We start from the raw sequence: 16,705 nt of genomic DNA, 5'->3' as shown, positions 1-16,705 counted from the left end.
GACGACGCAGACCTCTGAAATGTCAGGCGCGGTGTTTCGGCGAAGTGGCGAGCGGCGCGTGCCGAGAGGCGGGCGCCGGGAGCCGTGGCGGGACGGGACGAGCCAGGAGACGGGGTCACGACCATGAACAGCCCGACCGAGCCGGGCCTCGGCGTGCTGGTCGCCGAGCGGCGTCAGCTGACGAATCTCGCCTACCGGCTGCTCGGTTCGCTCGCCGAGGCCGAGGACGCCGTACAGGAGACCTACACCCGCTGGTACGCGATGTCGCCCCGGCAGCGCGAGGCCGTGGAGTCGCCCGGCGCATGGCTGACGACGGTGGCCGGTCGCATCTGCCTGGACGTGCTCGGCTCGGCGAGGGCCAGGCGCGAGCGCTACGTCGGCGCGTGGATACCGGAGCCGCTCCCCGACCGTACGGAGTGGAACGACGGCCGGCCGTGGGGCGGGCGCGCCGAGCCGACCGACCCCGCCGACCGGATCACGCTGGACGAGTCGGTGAGCATGGCCTTCCTCGTCGTACTGGAATCCATGACGCCGGCCGAACGTGTGGCCTTCGTCCTGCACGACGTCTTCCAGTACCCCTTCGCCGAGATCGCCGCGATCGTCGACCGGACGCCTGCGGCCTGCCGGCAGCTGGCGTCCTCCGCCCGGCGGCGGATGCGCGCCGCGCGGGACCAGCCTCCTCCGGCGGCCGGACAGGCCGCGCTGGTACGGCACTTCAAGGAGGCCTGGGAGCGCCGTGACATCGAGGCTCTCGTCGGCCTCCTGGACCCCGACGCCGCGATGGTCGCCGACGGCGGCGGCCAGGTCGGAGCCGTCCTGCGCCCGGTCGAGGGCAGCGAGCGCATCGCCCAGTACGTGATCCACATCGCCGACAAGGCCCCAGGGCTCAAGCTCCTGGAACGCACGGTCAACGGCCGCCCCGGCCTGGTCGCCCAACGCGCCGACGTCACGGTCACCGTGGCCGCGTTCGACATCACCGGCGCCCGCATCACCCGCATCTGGGCGGTCCGCAACCCGGCGAAGCTCCGCTCATGGAACGAGATCCCGGCAGCCGCGTGCCCAGAGGATGCCGTGCGGCGGCGCTGACCGCAGCATGGGCGTATGGATGAGCGACATGACACCGCACGGGCCCTTTGGCGGCAGACGGACTCCGAGCACGGGCAGGCACCCGCCGGCAGGCCCCTGCTGGAGAAGGCGCGCGAGGCTGTCAGCTCGGACGGCTGGCATCTGATGGCCCCGGAAGCCGTGTGTGCGTGTCTGGGAGCCGACCCCGACGTGTGGCGGCGTCTTGCCGCCCACTGGGAGGACCTGGCGCTCGACCCGTACGCGGCCCAGACGGGTACACGCCGCTTTCGGCGCTACGGGCACTTCCTGTTGTCCAGGTCCGGGGAGATCACGGCGATGCCGCACGAGGTGTTCGTACAGCCGCAGGAGAGCAACCCCCTCTACGTGGATGTCGAGCGGCGCTTCGAGCCGCTGACCGAGGCGTTCGAGGCCGAGCCTGTGCTGGGGGCTCTCATCCGGATGCTGGGCGAGGTCGCCGCCGACCTGGACGACGCGGAGGAGTGGAACGTCAAGGTCCACCCCTTCCGAGTCGTGGCGCAGGCGGACAGCCTGGGGCAGCCCACCCCTGAAGGCCGGCACAAGGACGGCGTCACCCTCGTCTCCTCGTTGCTGATCGGCCGCGAGGGCGTCACCGGCGGGCAGAGCACGGTCTACGACGCGGACGGCCAGGAGGTCGCGGCCACGACCCTCGGCGAGCCCGGGGCCCTTCTGCTGAGCGACGACCGGGCGACCTGGCACGCCGTCTCGCCGCTCCACCCGCGGGACGCCGACCGCCCCGGTCACCGGGACGTCCTGGTCACCACCCTGGCGGCTCGCTGACCTCAGCCCTGGACGCCGCGGCCCCGGGCGGTGGCGAGCACGAGCCGGTCGACGACGGCCCCCGGTCCGCCCCGCCCGGCCCAGGCCCGCTGCCGGACCGCTCCGTCACCGCGGTCGGCCAGCCGCCGCAGCAGCGCGGCGACCTCCTCCAGGTCGCCGGCCTCCTCCAGTGCCGGGCGCAGGAGAGCCGGCAACTCGGCCCCGAGTTCGGCGACCGGCCGGGACCGGCCCGTCGCCGGATCGAAGCCGTCCCCGCTCCAGCCGTCGCGTGCGGCGCGCCAGCACGCGGCCCGGAGCACTTCTCCCTGCCAGGCCGGGCCGGGATCACCGCCGCGTGCCGCGGCGGCCGCGGTCACGACGAGGGCGCGCAGGAGCACGGCGACCGCGACGGTGTCCTCCACGTCCTGCAGCACGTCCATCGCCCGGATCTCCAGGGTGGGCAGCTTCGGGTTGGGGCGCAGGTCCCAGAACGGCATGCCGGCGTCCAGCATCGCCTCGGTGTCGGCGATGGCGACGGCCAGCCGCTCGTGGTCCTCCAGCGTGGCGGCGAACGGCGGCGGGCCCAGGCACGGGAAGCGGCTGCGGATGACCGAGCGCCAGCTGGCGTAGCCGGTGTCGATCCCCCGGTGGAACGGCGAATTGGCGCTCAACGCGATCAACAGGGGCAGCCACGGCCGCAGATGGTTCGCCGTCAGGACGGCGAGTTCGCGATCGGGCAGGTGCACATGGACATGGAGGGCGCTGATGGCGAAGTCGTCCATCATGGTCCGGTACTGGAGGCGGCCCGCCTGGTAGCGCGGATGGTCGGCCACCTGCGCGGGGCCGTCCTCCTGCAGCACCGCCGTCCCCGACGCGCACAGATGCACCCCCTCCGCCCGGGCGGCCGCGACGAGCGCCCCGCGCACCCTCTCCAACTCCCTCCGCAGCTCGCCCGCCGACCGGCACGGCGGCGTGCGCCCCTCGACCTGGCACAGGGCGAACTCCGTCGTCGCGAGATCCCCCACCTCGGCTGCGGCGCGGGCGGCCACCGCGGGCCCGGCGGGAACGATGAGACGCGTGTGCGGGTCGACGAGAAAGAACTCCTCCTCCACCCCGATCGTCGGAATGTCCCGGGCGGTGGCGGGGCGGGAGGGGGAGTCATGGACCGTCATCCCTCCAGCATGCCCGCGGCCCGGGGTGGCCGCTGGAGGCTCGTCGCGGCGTGTTGCGCGGGCCGACTCGTCGAAGAGGGAGGCGTACGCACATCAGATCGTGAAGGGTCTCCTGCTACCCGGGGTCGGGCTGGGTGAACGCTCGGCGGCTGTGCACGAGCAGCTCACGCACCGCGGGGCTGTGCGTGCTCCTCCAGACCAGGGCGAGCAGGGCGGGTGTGTCGACGTCGTCGATGGTGCGGGCGGTGATCCGGTCGCGACAGCTCGCGGCCATCGACTCGCTGAGGACGGCGACGCCGAGTCCGCGGGCGGCGAGGTCGGCAATGGCATCGGCGGCGCTGGCCTGCAACGCGATCGCGGGGTGGAGGCCCTGCGCGGCGCAAGCACGGTCGAACACCGTGCGCAGCCCGGTGCCGGGCGGCATGCACACGATCGGGTGGGCGACCAGGTCGCGCAGGGTGACCCGTCGCTGTGTCGCCAGAGGGTGCCCTTCCGGAACCGCTGCGACGAGCCGCTCACGAATGATCGTCAGCGCCTCCAGCCCGTCGGGGGTGGCGGTTGCGGTCCCGATGAGAGCCAGGTCGAGGGTGCCCGCGCGCACCCCCTCGACGAGCCGGTCGGAATTGTCCTCCAACAGGGAGATCTCCACCCCGGGATGCGCCCGGTGGAACACGGAGAGTGCGTCGAACAGAGGCGTGAGAGCGCAGCCGATGACCATCCCGACCGTGAGTCGCCCCCGGATCAGGTCGGTCACCTCACTCACCGCCTGGCCCACCGACCCAGCCGCGGCGAGCGCCGCGCGGGCGTGTTCGAGTGCGGCCTTGCCCGCCACGGTGAGGGTGGCGGTGCGGGCCGACCGGTCGAACAGCTCGGCACCCAGCTCACGTTCCAACTGGCGGATCTGAGCGCTGACGCCGGACTGGCTGATGTGCACCCGCTCGGCCGCCCGGGTGAAGTTCTGCTCTTCGGCGACCGCGACGAAGTACTCCAACTGCCTCAGTTCCATGAGTGGAAATTCTAGCTTCCATCAGAATCATCTGTTGGACTTCTGATTGCCGGGCGACGACGCTGGAACCACCGAAGCCCGACAACAGGAGGAACCCGTGGCGGAATACGAGAAGGCCAAGCGCCCCGAAGACATCACCCGCTTGTTCGTGGAACGGTCCAACGCCGGTGACGCGGCTGGGGTTGCCGCGCTCTACGAGGAGGACGCGGTCGTCGCCTACCCGCCCGGGGAGCAGACGGTGGGTCGGGAAGCGATCCGTGCGCTATGGGAGAAGGTTCTGGCCAACCGCCCCCGTTTCGAACCGGAACAACCACTGCCGACGCTGGTCACCGGCGACATCGCCCTCACCTCGACCCCGCCGAAGGACGGGTCCGGCGCCCGGGCACAGGTTGCCCGGCGCCAGCCCGACGGAAGCTGGCTGCGCGTGCTCGACCAGCCGGAGTTCATCCGACGCGACTCGGCCACCACGGCACAGGCGACCTAGCTCGTGTCAGGAAGCGTGGCCCGGATCGCCCGCCCGGCTTGCCGGCCCGGATCGAGGTGGCGGCGAGCCGTGCGGCCGAGCGTCACGACGTACCACGCGACGCGTAGGCGCGGATGTCGGCGTCCGGGTCCGTTGTGGCCGTGGCGAGGGCGGTGCGCGCTTCCGGGTCGGTGCGGTGGGCGAGGAGGGAGAGGACGGCGGCCTTGCGGACGTCCGCGTTGGGGTCGCGCAGGGTGCCGGCGAGGGCCGGGACGGCCTGGGCGAGCGGGGCGGCGCGGAGGGCGGTCGCGGCACCGACACGGACCTGCCAGGCCGGGTCGTCCAGGGCGGCTGCCGCCTGCCCGGCGTAGCGGGGCGGGCAGCCGGTGGCGGCCAGGGCGGCCAACGCGGCGCCGCGGACGAGCGGGTCCGGGTCGTCCAGCAGCGGGGCGAGCGGAGCGGGCGCAGGGGCGTGCACCGCCGCGAGACCGCGGGCCACCGCGACCCGGACCTCGCGGGCCGGGTCGGCGGCGGCCACCGACAGTTCCGCGACCGCGTCCACCGAGACGAGGGCACGGACGGCGGTGATGCGCACCTCGATGTCGGTGTCGTCGAGCGCGGCGGCATACACCCCGGCGTCGCCCAGCCGCAGGGCGCGCAGCACGTCCAGCGCGGCCGCCCGGACCGTGGCGTCCGTGACGGTCAGCGCCTCACGTAGCCCGGCCCCCAGCTCCGCCTCGGCGGGCAGCACTTCGACGAGCTCGCGCAGCACCGCCGCGGCGGCGGCCCGGACCTGCGGTGCGGCGTCCCGCAGACGCCGGGCGAGCGCTGGCCCGGCGCCGGCCGGCACCGTCTCGCCGAGTGCGGCCACGGCCGCCGCCCGCACCGCCGGGTCGGTGTCGGCCAGGTAGGGCAGGAGCGCCTCCAGGTCGGGGGACTCCTCGGCGAGGGCGAGGAGGCGCAGGAGAGCGGGGCTGTGCGTGGAGGTTTCCGGGGTCCCGGCAGCCGCCGTATCCGCCGCCGGTGCGCCCCGGCGGGCGGCCGGGGAGGCGTCCCGCGGGCCGGCCGTGGCCACCGGGACCAGCGTGACCTCGCCCAGCCGCCGCTCCGGCCCCGGCGTGGGCTCGAACTCCGGCACCGGCACCACGTACGGCTCGACCGGCCGCGCGGTGAACTCCATCGCCCCGGAGGCGGACTTGCGCAGGTCGAGGTGGAACAGCCAGCCCGCGTCGTCCCGCCCCGGATGGTCCAGCCGCTCGTGGTACAGGCCCCATCGGGACTCGGTGCGCGCCAACGAGGACCGGGCGGCCATCTCCGCGCAGTCCCGGATGAAACTGACCTCGGCGCAGCGCATCAGTTCGTGCGCGGTGCGCGCCCCCATCCCGGCGATCTCCCCCGACATCCGCGTGAACGCCTCGACGGCGAGGGAGAGTTTCGCCCCCGTCTTCGGAGGCGCCACGTAGTCGTTGACGAAACGACGCAGCTTGTACTCGACCTGCGGCTGCGGTGCCCCGTCGGGGTTGCGCAGCGGCCGGTAGACGAGCTCGTGGGCGGCGGTCAGCTGGTCGTGGGGCAGTTCGCCTTCGTACGCCCGGTACTGCGCGGCGTCCTCGCCGGCCAGATCGCCGAAGACGAACGCGCCGATCATGTAGTTGTGCGGTACGCAGGCCAGGTCGCCGGCCGCGTACAGCCGGGGCACGGTGGTACGGGCGTGCGCGTCCACCCGTACCCCGGAGGCGGAGTGGCCGCCGCAGAGCCCGATCTCGGAGATGTGCATCTCGATGTCGTGGGTGCGGTAGTCGTGGCCGCGGTTGGCGTGGAAGGTGCCGCGGGTGGGCCGTTCCGTCGAGTGCAGGATCGACTCGACGGCACCGATCGTCTCCTCGGGCAGGTGGCTGAGCTTGAGGTACACCGGGCCACGGTCGGAGGCGAGTTCGGCCGCGAACTCGGCCATCATCTGCCCCGACCAGTAGTCCGACTCCACGAACCGCTCGCCGTGCCGGTTGACCTGGTAGCCGCCGAACGGGTTGGCGACGTACGCGCAGGCGGGCCCGTTGTAGTCCTTGATCAGCGGATTGATCTGGAAGCACTCGATACCGGTGAGCGCCGCCCCCGCGTGGTAGGCCATGGCATAACCGTCGCCCGCGTTCGTCGGGTTCTCGTACGTCCCGTACAGATAGCCGGAGGCGGGGAGGCCGAGCCGGCCGCAGGCCCCGGTGGCCAGGATCACCGCGCCCGCCCGGACGGTGACGAACGCCCCCGTGCGGGTGTTGAACCCCGCCGCGCCGACGGCCCTGCCGTCCTCTGGGTGGGTGAGCACGCGGACCGGCATGACCCGGTTCTCGATGCGGATCCGCTCCCGCATCTCGCGCCGCCTCAACTGGCGGTAGAGGACCTTCTTGACGTCCTTGCCCTCGGGCATCGGCAGGACGTACGAGCCGGACCGGTGCACCTGGCGGACCGCGTACGCGCCGTGCTCGTCCTTCTCGAACTTCACCCCGTACGACTCCAGCCGTTCGACCATGGCGAAGCCACGGGTCGCGGTCTGCCGGACCGTGGACTGGTCGACGATGCCGTCGTTGGCGCGGGTGATCTCGGCGACGTAGTCGTCGGGTTCGGCGCGGCCCGGGATGACGGCGTTGTTGACCCCGTCCATGCCCATGGCCAGGGCGCCGGAGTGCCGCACGTGCGCCTTCTCCAGCAGGAGCACGTTCGCGCCGCGTCCGGCGGCCGTCAGCGCGGCCATGGTGCCGGCGGTCCCGCCGCCGATGACCAGGACGTCGCAGGACAGTTCGGTCGCGTCGGCGAGGGCGGGGATCGCCAGGGGGGTGTCCACCAGGGTGTCCACGGGGTGCCTTTCGGGTGGCTGTCAGAGGGATTCGAGGATGCGGCGGCGCAGGGCGACCGTGGCGGGGGCGTGCAGGGCTTCGCGCTCACGTGGGTGCGGCACGTCCAGCACCTGCCCGGCGCCGAGCAGGAAGACCCGGTCGCCGAGGTGCAGGGCCTCGTCCACGTCGTGGGTGACGAAGACGACGGTGGCTCCGGTGCCCTGCAGGATCTCCACCAGCAGGTCCTGCATCCCGGCGCGGGTGTGCGCGTCCAGCGCGCCGAAGGGCTCGTCCATCAGGACCGCGCGGGGCCGTCCGGCCAGCGCGCGGGCCAGTTGCACGCGTTGCCGCTGTCCGCCGGACAACTGGTGCGGCAGCTTGTGGGCATGCCCGGCCAGGCCGACCCGCTCCAGCCAGTCGGCCGCGGAGCGGCGCCGTTCGGCCCGGGGGACCCGGCGGATCGCCAGCGGCAGCTCCATGTTGGCGCGGACCGTCCGCCAGGGCAGCAGGGCGTCGTGCTGGAACACCAGCGCCCGGTCGGCGGCGGGCCGGCCGATCGGCTCCCCGTCGTGGGTGACCCGTCCGTCCAGCGGGGGCAGCAGCCCGGCGAGGGTGCGCAGCAGGGTCGACTTGCCGCAGCCGGAAGGCCCGACCACCGCCATCAGTTCGCCCGGTGCGATCCGCAGCGTGACCGAGCCGGGTACGGCGGCGCCGTCCGGATGGCCGAGCCGTACGCCGTCCAGGGCGAGTTCGGCGCCGGCCGGCGCGGGCGCGGTCGGCACGGACGTGGCGCTCATCGGACCGGTTCCTTCCGGGCAGTGGCAGTGGCAGTGGCGGTGGGGGTCGGGGCGGCGGGTTCGTCGGGGTGGGCCGCGGTGCGGGCGGGGGCCGGGTCCGTGGGGCGGAGCACAGGGGCACCCCTGCGGAACAGCGGGCGCGTGGCGCCGGAGGCAGCCCCCGCCGGGCGGGGCAGCCACGAGGTGGCGTGACGGCCCATGACCTCCACCGCGGTCGAGGTGAGCCATCCCAGGGCGCCGATCGTGGCCATCCCGACGAACACCCCGGGGTAGTCGACGATCGTGTAGTCCTGCCAGGTGCGGTAGCCCACCCCGTACTCCCCGGAGATCATCTCCGCGGAGATCACACAGATCCACGAGACGCCGATGCCCACCGACAGGCCGCCGAAGACACCCGGCAGGGCGCCCGGCAGCACCACCGAGAACAACACCCGCAGCCGGCCGCCGCCCATGGTGAGCACGGCCTCCTCCCAGACGGGGGTGAGCGCCCGGACGGCGTGCCGCGTCGACACGAGGACCGGGAAGAAGGCGGCGGTGAAGGTGATGAACGCGATGCCCTGCTCGTTGGTGGGCAGCAGCAGGATGGCGACCGGGACCAGGGCGATGGCGGGCACCGGCCGTACCACCTCCACCAGCGGGCCCAGCAGGTCCGCGACCCACCGGGACCGGGCGACGGCCGTGCCGGCCGCCACCCCCAGCACCGCGGCGAGCAGGAAGCCCACCAGGATCCGGCGCAGGCTGTGGCCGAGGTCCTGCCAGTAGGGGCTCGTGCCGACCCGGTCGGCGAAGGCGGAGGCCACCTCGCCGACCGTGGGAAACTGCTCGAACCGCAGCCACAGGTTGATGTCCAGAGAGGTCAGCAGTTGCCACAGCCCGAGAGCTGCGGCCAACGAGGCCACGCGGAGCAGCCGGCGGCCCACGCTCATGACGCCAGCCTCAAGGCGTCCGAGTATCCGACGATCCGGGCATCGGGGCGCCCACCGGCGTACTTCTCGGCGGCTGCCCGCGTGACGAACGCACGCAGCTGGGCGCCGTCCGCGACCCACACCGCCTTGTCGGCGAACCAGAGGGTGCCGGTCAGCGCGTCCGGGACGTAGGCGGCCCGGACATCCGCGTTCTTGGCGGCCTTCAGCAGTTCCTCGGGGCTGTCGAAGACGCGCGTGGTGGTCGCGCCTCGCAGCCACAGTTCGGGCTTGGCGGCGGTCGCCACGGGGTAGGCGGGGGAGTTCACGGCCCGCTTCAGCGGCGCCGGGTCGACGAACGCGTCCACGTCGACGTCGCGCACCAGCCCGGCGGACTTCAGCACCGGCACATCCTCCTTCAGCGCGGCGATCAGCTCCGGGCGCAGCTCCGGGTCGAAGGTGGCGATGCCGTGGGCGCCGTTGTAGAGGTAGACCACCTCCGCCGGCAGCCCGGTCACCTTTGCCACCGACTCGGCGGCGGTGACCGGGTGGGCGCGCAGATGGTCGGTGGCCCGCCGCTGCGCCCTGAGGAAGTCGTCGAGGACCCCGGCCTGTTCCTTGGCGAACTTCTCCCGGACGGTGACCCCGTGGAACGTCGGCAGGTTCAGTTCCGCCCCGTCGTACAGAGCCGTGGCCTTGCCCTCGAACGCCAGCTTGCCGGGCCAGGCGACGAACTGGGAGAGCGCGTCGACGCTGCCTGCGGCGAGGGCCGAAGCGCCCACGGTGGGCTGCTGGTTGAGCTTGCGGACGTCTTTGTCCGGGTCGATGCCGGCCTGCTGGAGCGCCCGCACCAGGTTGCCGTCGGCGGCCGAACCGACGCTCGTGGACACCTTCTTGCCGCGCAGGTCGGAGAGCGACCGCAAGGGCGAATCGGGGCTGGTGACCACGGTGTTCAGCCCGCCGCGGAGGTTGTACCCGGTGACCGCGACCAGTCGCGTCGGCTGCTTGAGCTCCTTGCCGCGGGCCGCGTTGACGAGCAGCGGGAAGTCGCCCATCGAGCCGATGTCGATCTTCCCGGCCGTCATCTGGGCGGTGATGGGGGCGCCGGTGGCGTAGTCCTGCCACTCGACCTTGTAGGTGACGCCGTTCTTCTTCCCGCGGGCCGCGAGCGCCTCCTCGAAGTAGCCCAGGGAGCGCAGCAGCGTGCCGGCGGTGACGGTGTTGATGGTCTTGGACTGGTAGCCGACGGTCACCGTGACGGTCCTGGCGTCGTCGCCCTCGGCACCTGCCGTACCGCCGCACGCCGTGGCCAGGGGGAGCAGCAGCGCGGCCGGAAGCAGTGGAAGGAGGTGGATTCTCTTGCGGATCACGGGAGTTCGGCCTTTCACCGGAGCAGGTAGGGCATGTTGACGGTCACCGCGCCGGTGGGGCAGCGCGCCGCGCACGGGCCGCAGTACCAGCACTCGTCCACGTGCATGTACGCCTTGCCGTCGTCCTCGCGGATGGCGAGTGAGTCGAGCGGGCACATGTCGACGCAGAGGGTGCAGCCGTCGATGCACTTGGACTCGTCGATGGTCACGGGCACGTCGGTGCGCTGCGGAACTAGAGGCATGGCTGTCTCCAAAGGCCCGGAAGGGCGGGGAACTGGAACGGTGGAAGGAAGGGAGCCCCGGTGAGCTCCGGCGAGACGGTCAGAGGGTGCGGCGCAGGACGCCGCTCATGGTGATGCGGTCGCCGCGGAACCGGATGAACTCCAGGTCCACCGGGCGTCCGTCGGGCAGACAGGTCAGCCGCTCCAGCATCAGGACGGCCGCCCCGCGCGGGGCTTGGAGCACCGCGGCGGAGTGCGCGTCGGCGTTGACCGCCTCCAGGGTGATCTCGGCATGGCCCAGCGGACCGCCGGTCAGCGACTCCAGGAGCCGGAAGACATCCGTGTTCTCCAGGTCGCAGCCGAGCAGTTGACCCCCCACGTCCATGGGGAGGTACGACAGGTCCAGCGACAGCGGCAGTCCGTTCAGGCGGCGCAGCCGCTCGATACAGAGCACGTCGGTGTGGTCGGGCAGGCCCAGCCGGTGGGCCACCGGGCCGGGGGCCGTGACCGGCCCGACGGTGCGGACCTCGTTGGTGACCCGGCCGTGCTCGTGCAGGGTCTCGGCCAGGCCCTGGAGGCGGTCCAGGCCGTGCGGGTACTTCTCGCACACCACCACGGTGCCGACGCCGGGCTGCCGGTCGACGATCCGCTCGCCGCGCAGCAGGTCCAGAGCCTGCCGCACGGTGTTGCGGCTGGTGCGGTAGTCGGCGGCGATGACGTCCTCAAGGGGCAGGACACCGCCGGGGAAGCCACCCGCCAGGACCTGGTGACGCAGCACGTCGGCGAGCTGCCGGGCCCGGTCCGCACGCAGCCGTCGACGGCGCGCGGCGGCGACGGGGCGGGCTGCGGGAGTGGGTTCGGCTGGCATGGCAGGGAACGTACCGGGGGAGCCCTTCCGGTGGTGTTGCCGCTACATTGCGCCACCTGACGATCCGTATGAACCGCTCTGACCTGTGTCTTTCCGTGCAAGGGAGGCGAGATCCGCCACTTGGGCGTCCACATGGTGGACGAAGGGCGCTCACCATACGAGCGGGTCGGCCTTGGGCGCCGGCCGGGGCGACGAGGGAATGTCCCGGTGGGAGGGCCTGCGGGTAGATGTGAGGCCTCAGCCCGTCTGCAGCGGCGACGGCATCGACGTCAGGGGGGCCACGGTCACCGTCCGGCGCACGTCGGTCAGCGGTCCCACCGCCGCCACCACCGGGCAGAAGGCCACCGTCGGCTGCGGCGAGGGCGACGGGAAGCTGGTCGGCGGCGGCGCCATGGGGCTTACGGCTTCTGGAAGCCGGCGTCCTGGAGGATCTTCTGGCCCTCGGGCGAGGACAGCCAGGCGACGAACGCGGCGGCGGCCGCGGTGTTCTTCGAGTCCTTCAGCGTGGCGGCCGGGTACTGGGCGACGGCGTTCTGCGCGTCAGGGATCTCGACGGCGTCGACCTTGTCCTTCGCGCTCTCGGCGTCCGTCTTGTAGACCAGGCCGGCGTCCGCCTCGCCGAGCTCGACCTTGCTGAGCACGGCGCGCACGTTGGGCTCCTGGGAGACCGGCTTGACCGTGATCTTCTGGGCCTCGAGGATCTGCTTGCTGTACTTGCCGGCCGGGACCTCGGGCGCGGCGAGGACGACCTTGAGCTTGGCGTCCGCGAGGTCCTTCAGGTCGCCGACCTTGTGCGGGTTGCCCTCGCCGGTGGCGACGACGAGCCGGTTCTTCGCGATGATCGTCGGCGCGCTCGTGTCGGCCTTCACCTTGTCCATGCTCTTGGTGTCGGCGGTGACCAGGACGTCGGCGGGCGAGCCCTGCGACACCTGGGCGACGAGCTCCTGGGAACCGGCGAAGGAGAAGGTGATCTTCGTGCCCGGGTGGGACTTCTCGTAAGCGGCGCCCGCGGTCTTGAACACGTCGGAGAGTGAGGCGGCAGCGAGGACCGTGAGGTCGGCCTTCGACGCGGCGCTCGCGGATCCCGAGGCCTTGGACGCGCCGGCGTCGTCGTTGCCGCAGGCGGCGAGCGGGACGAGCAGGGCCGCGGTGAGGGCGGCAGCGGCGGCACGACGTCTGGTGCACGTGAGGGACATGGTGTAGGGCGGCATATGCGACACCGTAGGGCTCCTACGCGCGCATCTGCAACAACGTGGTCGGACTCTCCATGGCGAATGCGAGGTTGGTCGTAGGAAGGGACGAGCGGAGCCGCCCGGCGGTCTCAGTCCTCGGACGGAGGGGTTCCAGGAAAGCGGTGGGCGCTGATCCAGATCCCGGTGACCGTGCTGACACTGCGGGCGCCGCAGCGGCCCGACGAAGGTGTGGTGCCGCTGTCCCGCCGTGGCGCAGTCGAAGACCACTTCGGTCGTGGGTCACCGGCAGCTCCGTGAAGCGGCCGCGCCCCGGGAACGGTCCTGCACGCCGGTGCGAACAACGGGGTCGCCGCCAGCCCCGCGGCGTTGAACGCGGTGCTCGCCGAGGCCCGTTACGCGCCGGCGGCCGCCCGCACCGCGACACCGTCGTCACCCGCCGTCGCCGGCCTCGGCGACCCCCGACGGGCTGGGCCTGCTGATGGCGGGCATCCCCGCCCGCGTACGGAACGCGTACCGCCACAAGGAGTTCCGGACGGAGGTCGGCACGTCGTCCTCCAAGACGGCGTGGAGTCCGGCGCCCCGCTCCTGCGCGAAGGGGGCCAGGGCCGTTCCCTCGATGACCCGCTTGCCGGACCTGTCCCGCTCCATGGCCGGCTTGCCGCCGTCCGCCCACCGGCGAACGGTCTTAGAACTCACTCCGAGTAACTGCGCGGCCTCCCCATGCTGTACGAAGGCACACCCGCACTCTAGGCCACGCCCGCACCACGACGAGTCGGCAGGAGGTCGGTGTGAGTCCTGGCGCACTGCGCGTCGAGCGCCCGCAGCAGTGCCCGGGCGACCGCGTCGTTCTGGCGGAAGGCGGGGGCGTTGGTGCGGGGACGGGCGAACGCGGCCACGGCACGGTTGTCGGTGGGGGCGCCGAGGGCGAGGCGGCGGGGGTGAGGGCCGCCGAGTCCCGGGTCGATGATGTGGGCGTCCGCGGGGGCGACGGCGAACCGGCCGGAGCGGTGGGCATGGTCCGGATCGGTGATGACCTCCTCCGCGAGCGCGCCCACGCCGTGCAGATGCCGCAGCAGCGGATCCTCGGTGCGTGCGAGCTCCGGGCCGGGCAGGTACGCCTCGATCAGTGCCGTGGCGCGGACCTTGTGGCCGGGCACCGTGGGGCTCGTCGCGGTGAAGGTGCCCGTGGCCTCGTCGGTGTCGACGCGGAGGTCGCCGCCGAGGAAACGGACGATCCCCGCACGGGAGAGGGCGAGGAGCTGGCGCAGTCGGAAGCCGGGCGGGCCGGAGGCGAGGAAGCTGAAGAAGCCGTGCCACCAGCCGTCGAGGCCGTCGCCGAGCGAGCGGGCCGTGAGGCGGCCCGTGGCGACCAGCCGCGGCAGCTGCCCGTACACCGACAGCAGAGCGAGGAACGCCCCGAGGTCGGCGCTGAACGCGGCGTCCTGGCGGCGGGCGACGTCCTGGGAGACGCGGTCGCGCAGATGGGCCTGGAAGGCGTCCGTCGTCGGGAAGGCGAGGCCGTCCAGGGGACGGTCCAGGGCCTCGAAGTCCAGGCGGTCGGCCACGTCGGGGACCGCGGTGGCGACCAGGTCCGTCATCGCGTCGGAGTACCAGTCGAGCCGACCGTACGCGGTCAGGAACTCGTCCCAGGGCATCGCCGTCCGCTCCGGGTGGGCGTGGAACAGCTCGTGGTAGTGCCCGAAGCCGATCTCCTTGGCCACCAGTGGCCAGACATCGCGGCGGAGGTCCAGCGGACGCTCTTCGGCCCCGAGCGCGTCGATCACGCCGAGGGCATCGATCTCCTCGGGGCCGAAGAACCGGGGCAGCGGCGGCCGGGGGCCCTGGAGCCGGTAGCCGGTCTTGGCGTGGTACGGCACTCCGCGCCGCGACCCGACGTGCAGGATGGGCTCGCGGCCGGAGGGGAGGTAATGCAGCGTGCCGTCAGGCTCCGTGCGGTAGGAGCCGCCCCGGCCCTCGGTGAGCAGGACCATCAGGTCGATGAAGGCAAGACCGAACCCCCGCAGGACGACGTGCTCGCCGGGCCGCAGTGCGGACAGGTCGGTGTCGGCGGAGAAGTCCGGCGGGAGATGGAAGAGGCCGTGCCGGCGGGCGAAGGCCGCGCGGGCGCGGTGCGAGGGGCTCGGCGCGGATGCCAGGTGGCCCTGGGCGAGGACCACGAGGTCCGCGCTCAGCGGCGTGGCGCGGTCCGCCAGGTGCACCTGCTGGGGGCCGTCCGGGAGGCCCGTGACGGCGGTCGCGGTCGTGCGGTGCCACTCGACGGTGACCGACGGCGGGAGTTCGGCCAGCACCCGTCGGAACACCCAGTCGAGGTAGGCGCCCTGGGCCCGGCGGCTGGGGAAGTCGGTCCCGGCGAGCGTGCGCAGCTCGGCCAGGACCTGCGGGTCGGCCGGTTCCGCGTACGGCGCGAAGCGAGGGGTGCCCGCGTCGGCGAACTGGGTGGCCCACTCCGCCAGGGAGGGTCCCGGCCGTACGGGGCCGGCGACGGTGGACGTCTCGTCGGTGAACATGGTGACGTCCTCGGCCATCGAGTTCATCCGCAGCAGTGGGGACTGCTCGTGCCGCCAGATCCGCCCCGGGCCTGGGGGATGAGGGTCGACGAGATGGATGTGCAACTCCTTGTCGCCCTGCCACAGCTCCGGGGCGTTGGCGGCGACACGTTCCAGCAGCCCGGTGGCGCGCGGTCCCGCGCCGACGACGACCAGGGTGGCCGTGGACCTCGCGCTCACCGGTCACCGCCGGCTGCGGGCCGGTCATCGTCGGCGGTCGCCCGGCGCGACCGCCGACGCAGGGCGGTCGGACGGGTACGCAGCCGCTCCAGCGGCGTGGGCGGAAGTCTGCGCGCCGAGCCCCGTGCGTAGTACCGCTCCACGTAGTACTGGCCGACGCCGAGCACGGAGGTCACCGCGACGTACCAGAGCGTGGCGACCATCAGCAGGGGGATCACCTGGTACGTCTGGTTGTAGACCAGTTGCACCGAGTACAGCAGGTCGTGCACGGCCAGGACACTGACGATGCTGGTGCCCTTGAGTGTGCCGATCAGCATGTTCCCGGCGGTCGGGACGATGGAGCGCATCGCCTGCGGGATGACGATCCGGCGCAGCGTACGGGGCCTGCTCAGGCCGAGTGCCTGGGCGGCCTCGGTCTGGCCCGATTCCACGGAGAGGATGCCGCCGCGCACCACCTCGGCGGCGTACGCGGCCTCGTGCAGGGTCAGGCCGATGACGGCGGTGAAGGTGGGACCGAGCATGTTCACCGTCTGGACGGTGAGGAACTGCGGCCCGAACGGGATGCCGAGACCGAGCGTCGGATAGAGGGCACCGATGTTGAACCAGAACAGCAGCTGCACCAGCAGCGGCGTGGACCGGAAGATCCACACGTAACCCCAACTGAGCGTGCGCAGTACCAGGTTGCCCGACAGTCGCATCACCGCGAGCGGGATGCCGAGCAGAAAACCGAGCACCATCACCACGGCGGTCAGCCACAGGGTCAGCAGTAGTCCGTCGAGCACGGCGGCGGTGGTGAAGTACCGGCCGACCACGTCCCATTGGAACGCGTCGTTGCGGACGACGGAGTTCGCCACCATGGCGAAGAGCGACAACGCCACGGTGGCGGTCGCCCAGCGGCCGACGCGGCGGCGCGGCACGATCCGCGGCAGGTCGGCGCCGGGCGGGCCGCCGGCCTTCGGAGGGTTCTGAGGGGGAGTGCTCAGGGGTGTGACGACGGTGGGCGTGACCATGGTGAGGTACTCCGGGGAAGGGAGGTGCGTGCGTGGGCGATCATGCGGGCACTCGTACGCGGGTACGGTGCGCCGGGGGCGGTGTCGTCACGCTCGCCGCGTCCCTCAACGCGGCCGGACAGGGCCACGCGCACAGCGGGAGCCCGTCCTGCGTCCATCGTATGTGTGGACGGCTCGCGAACTGTCAACCACGTATGACGGGCCTGTGAACACCGTTGCGACGTACGGCCGTTGGTTGACGAGACGCACGATGTACTGCTCAAGT

15 protein-coding genes are annotated in these 16,705 nt (G+C 72.5%); 3 read left to right on the top strand and 12 right to left on the bottom strand.

Annotated elements, in window-relative coordinates:
* Nucleotides 1–123 precede the first annotated feature (123 nt).
* Entirely contained in the window at nt 124–1,086 is a 963-nt protein-coding gene (sigJ, locus tag ACWF79_RS01620; RefSeq protein ID WP_453726028.1) for an RNA polymerase sigma factor SigJ, read from the top strand.
* Nucleotides 1,087–1,101: 15 nt separating this feature from the next.
* Entirely contained in the window at nt 1,102–1,884 is a 783-nt protein-coding gene (locus ACWF79_RS01615; protein ID WP_453726027.1) for a 2OG-Fe dioxygenase family protein, read from the top strand.
* Between the two features lie 2 nt (nt 1,885–1,886).
* On the opposite strand, the gene ACWF79_RS01610 is transcribed toward ACWF79_RS01615, so the two are convergent.
* Nucleotides 1,887–3,035 carry a carboxylate-amine ligase gene (locus tag ACWF79_RS01610; RefSeq protein ID WP_453726026.1) on the bottom strand — a complete coding sequence of 383 codons (1,149 nt, stop codon included), beginning with the start codon at nt 3,033–3,035 and terminating at the stop codon, nt 1,887–1,889.
* Nucleotides 3,036–3,150: 115 nt separating this feature from the next.
* Entirely contained in the window at nt 3,151–4,041 is an 891-nt protein-coding gene (locus tag ACWF79_RS01605) for a LysR family transcriptional regulator (protein WP_453726025.1), read from the bottom strand.
* Nucleotides 4,042–4,138: 97 nt separating this feature from the next.
* On the opposite strand from ACWF79_RS01605, the gene ACWF79_RS01600 reads away from it, so the two are divergent.
* Nucleotides 4,139–4,525 (top strand): YybH family protein, encoded by a 387-nt coding sequence (locus ACWF79_RS01600; RefSeq protein ID WP_453726024.1) that lies wholly within the window; start codon nt 4,139–4,141, stop codon nt 4,523–4,525.
* Nucleotides 4,526–4,607: 82 nt separating this feature from the next.
* Here the strand turns inward: ACWF79_RS01600 and ACWF79_RS01595 are convergent, their stop codons facing one another.
* The 10 genes from ACWF79_RS01595 to ACWF79_RS01550 all read right to left on the bottom strand — a co-directional run bounded on the left by ACWF79_RS01595 (nt 4,608) and on the right by ACWF79_RS01550 (nt 16,440).
* Nucleotides 4,608–7,340, bottom strand: a complete 2,733-nt coding sequence (locus tag ACWF79_RS01595) for a fumarate reductase/succinate dehydrogenase flavoprotein subunit (RefSeq protein WP_453726023.1) — start codon at nt 7,338–7,340, stop codon at nt 4,608–4,610.
* Between the two features lie 33 nt (nt 7,341–7,373).
* Entirely contained in the window at nt 7,374–8,129 is a 756-nt protein-coding gene (locus ACWF79_RS01590) for an ABC transporter ATP-binding protein (protein ID WP_453726022.1), read from the bottom strand.
* Nucleotides 8,126–9,055, bottom strand: a complete 930-nt coding sequence (locus tag ACWF79_RS01585) for an ABC transporter permease (RefSeq protein WP_453726021.1) — start codon at nt 9,053–9,055, stop codon at nt 8,126–8,128. Before ACWF79_RS01585 ends, ACWF79_RS01590 begins: the two co-directional genes overlap by 4 nt.
* Nucleotides 9,052–10,401: an ABC transporter substrate-binding protein gene (locus ACWF79_RS01580; protein WP_453726020.1), complete on the bottom strand. Its 1,350-nt coding sequence runs from the start codon at nt 10,399–10,401 to the stop codon at nt 9,052–9,054. The genes ACWF79_RS01585 and ACWF79_RS01580 overlap by 4 nt, the downstream gene beginning before the upstream one ends.
* Nucleotides 10,402–10,415: 14 nt before the next feature.
* On the bottom strand, nt 10,416–10,643 hold the full coding sequence (locus ACWF79_RS01575; protein WP_100109755.1) for an indolepyruvate ferredoxin oxidoreductase subunit alpha: 228 nt from the start codon (nt 10,641–10,643) through the stop codon (nt 10,416–10,418).
* Between the two features lie 79 nt (nt 10,644–10,722).
* Nucleotides 10,723–11,490, bottom strand: coding sequence for a GntR family transcriptional regulator (locus tag ACWF79_RS01570; protein ID WP_453726019.1), 768 nt, complete (start codon nt 11,488–11,490; stop codon nt 10,723–10,725).
* 398 nt (nt 11,491–11,888) lie between these two features.
* Entirely contained in the window at nt 11,889–12,686 is a 798-nt protein-coding gene (modA, locus tag ACWF79_RS01565) for a molybdate ABC transporter substrate-binding protein (RefSeq protein WP_453726164.1), read from the bottom strand.
* Nucleotides 12,687–13,112: 426 nt separating this feature from the next.
* Complete coding sequence (locus ACWF79_RS01560) at nt 13,113–13,379, bottom strand: hypothetical protein (protein WP_453726018.1); 267 nt, start codon at nt 13,377–13,379, stop codon at nt 13,113–13,115.
* A gap of 50 nt (nt 13,380–13,429) precedes the next feature.
* Nucleotides 13,430–15,430 carry an FAD/NAD(P)-binding protein gene (locus ACWF79_RS01555; protein WP_453726017.1) on the bottom strand — a complete coding sequence of 667 codons (2,001 nt, stop codon included), beginning with the start codon at nt 15,428–15,430 and terminating at the stop codon, nt 13,430–13,432.
* On the bottom strand, nt 15,427–16,440 hold the full coding sequence (locus tag ACWF79_RS01550) for an amino acid ABC transporter permease (protein WP_453726016.1): 1,014 nt from the start codon (nt 16,438–16,440) through the stop codon (nt 15,427–15,429). Before ACWF79_RS01550 ends, ACWF79_RS01555 begins: the two co-directional genes overlap by 4 nt.
* Between the last annotated feature and the right edge of the window lie 265 nt (nt 16,441–16,705).

The sequence above is a fragment of the Streptomyces sp. NPDC054975 genome (assembly GCF_053609105.1).
The sequence above is the reverse complement of the archived record's forward strand: the minus strand, read 5'-3'. Positions and strand labels throughout refer to the sequence as shown.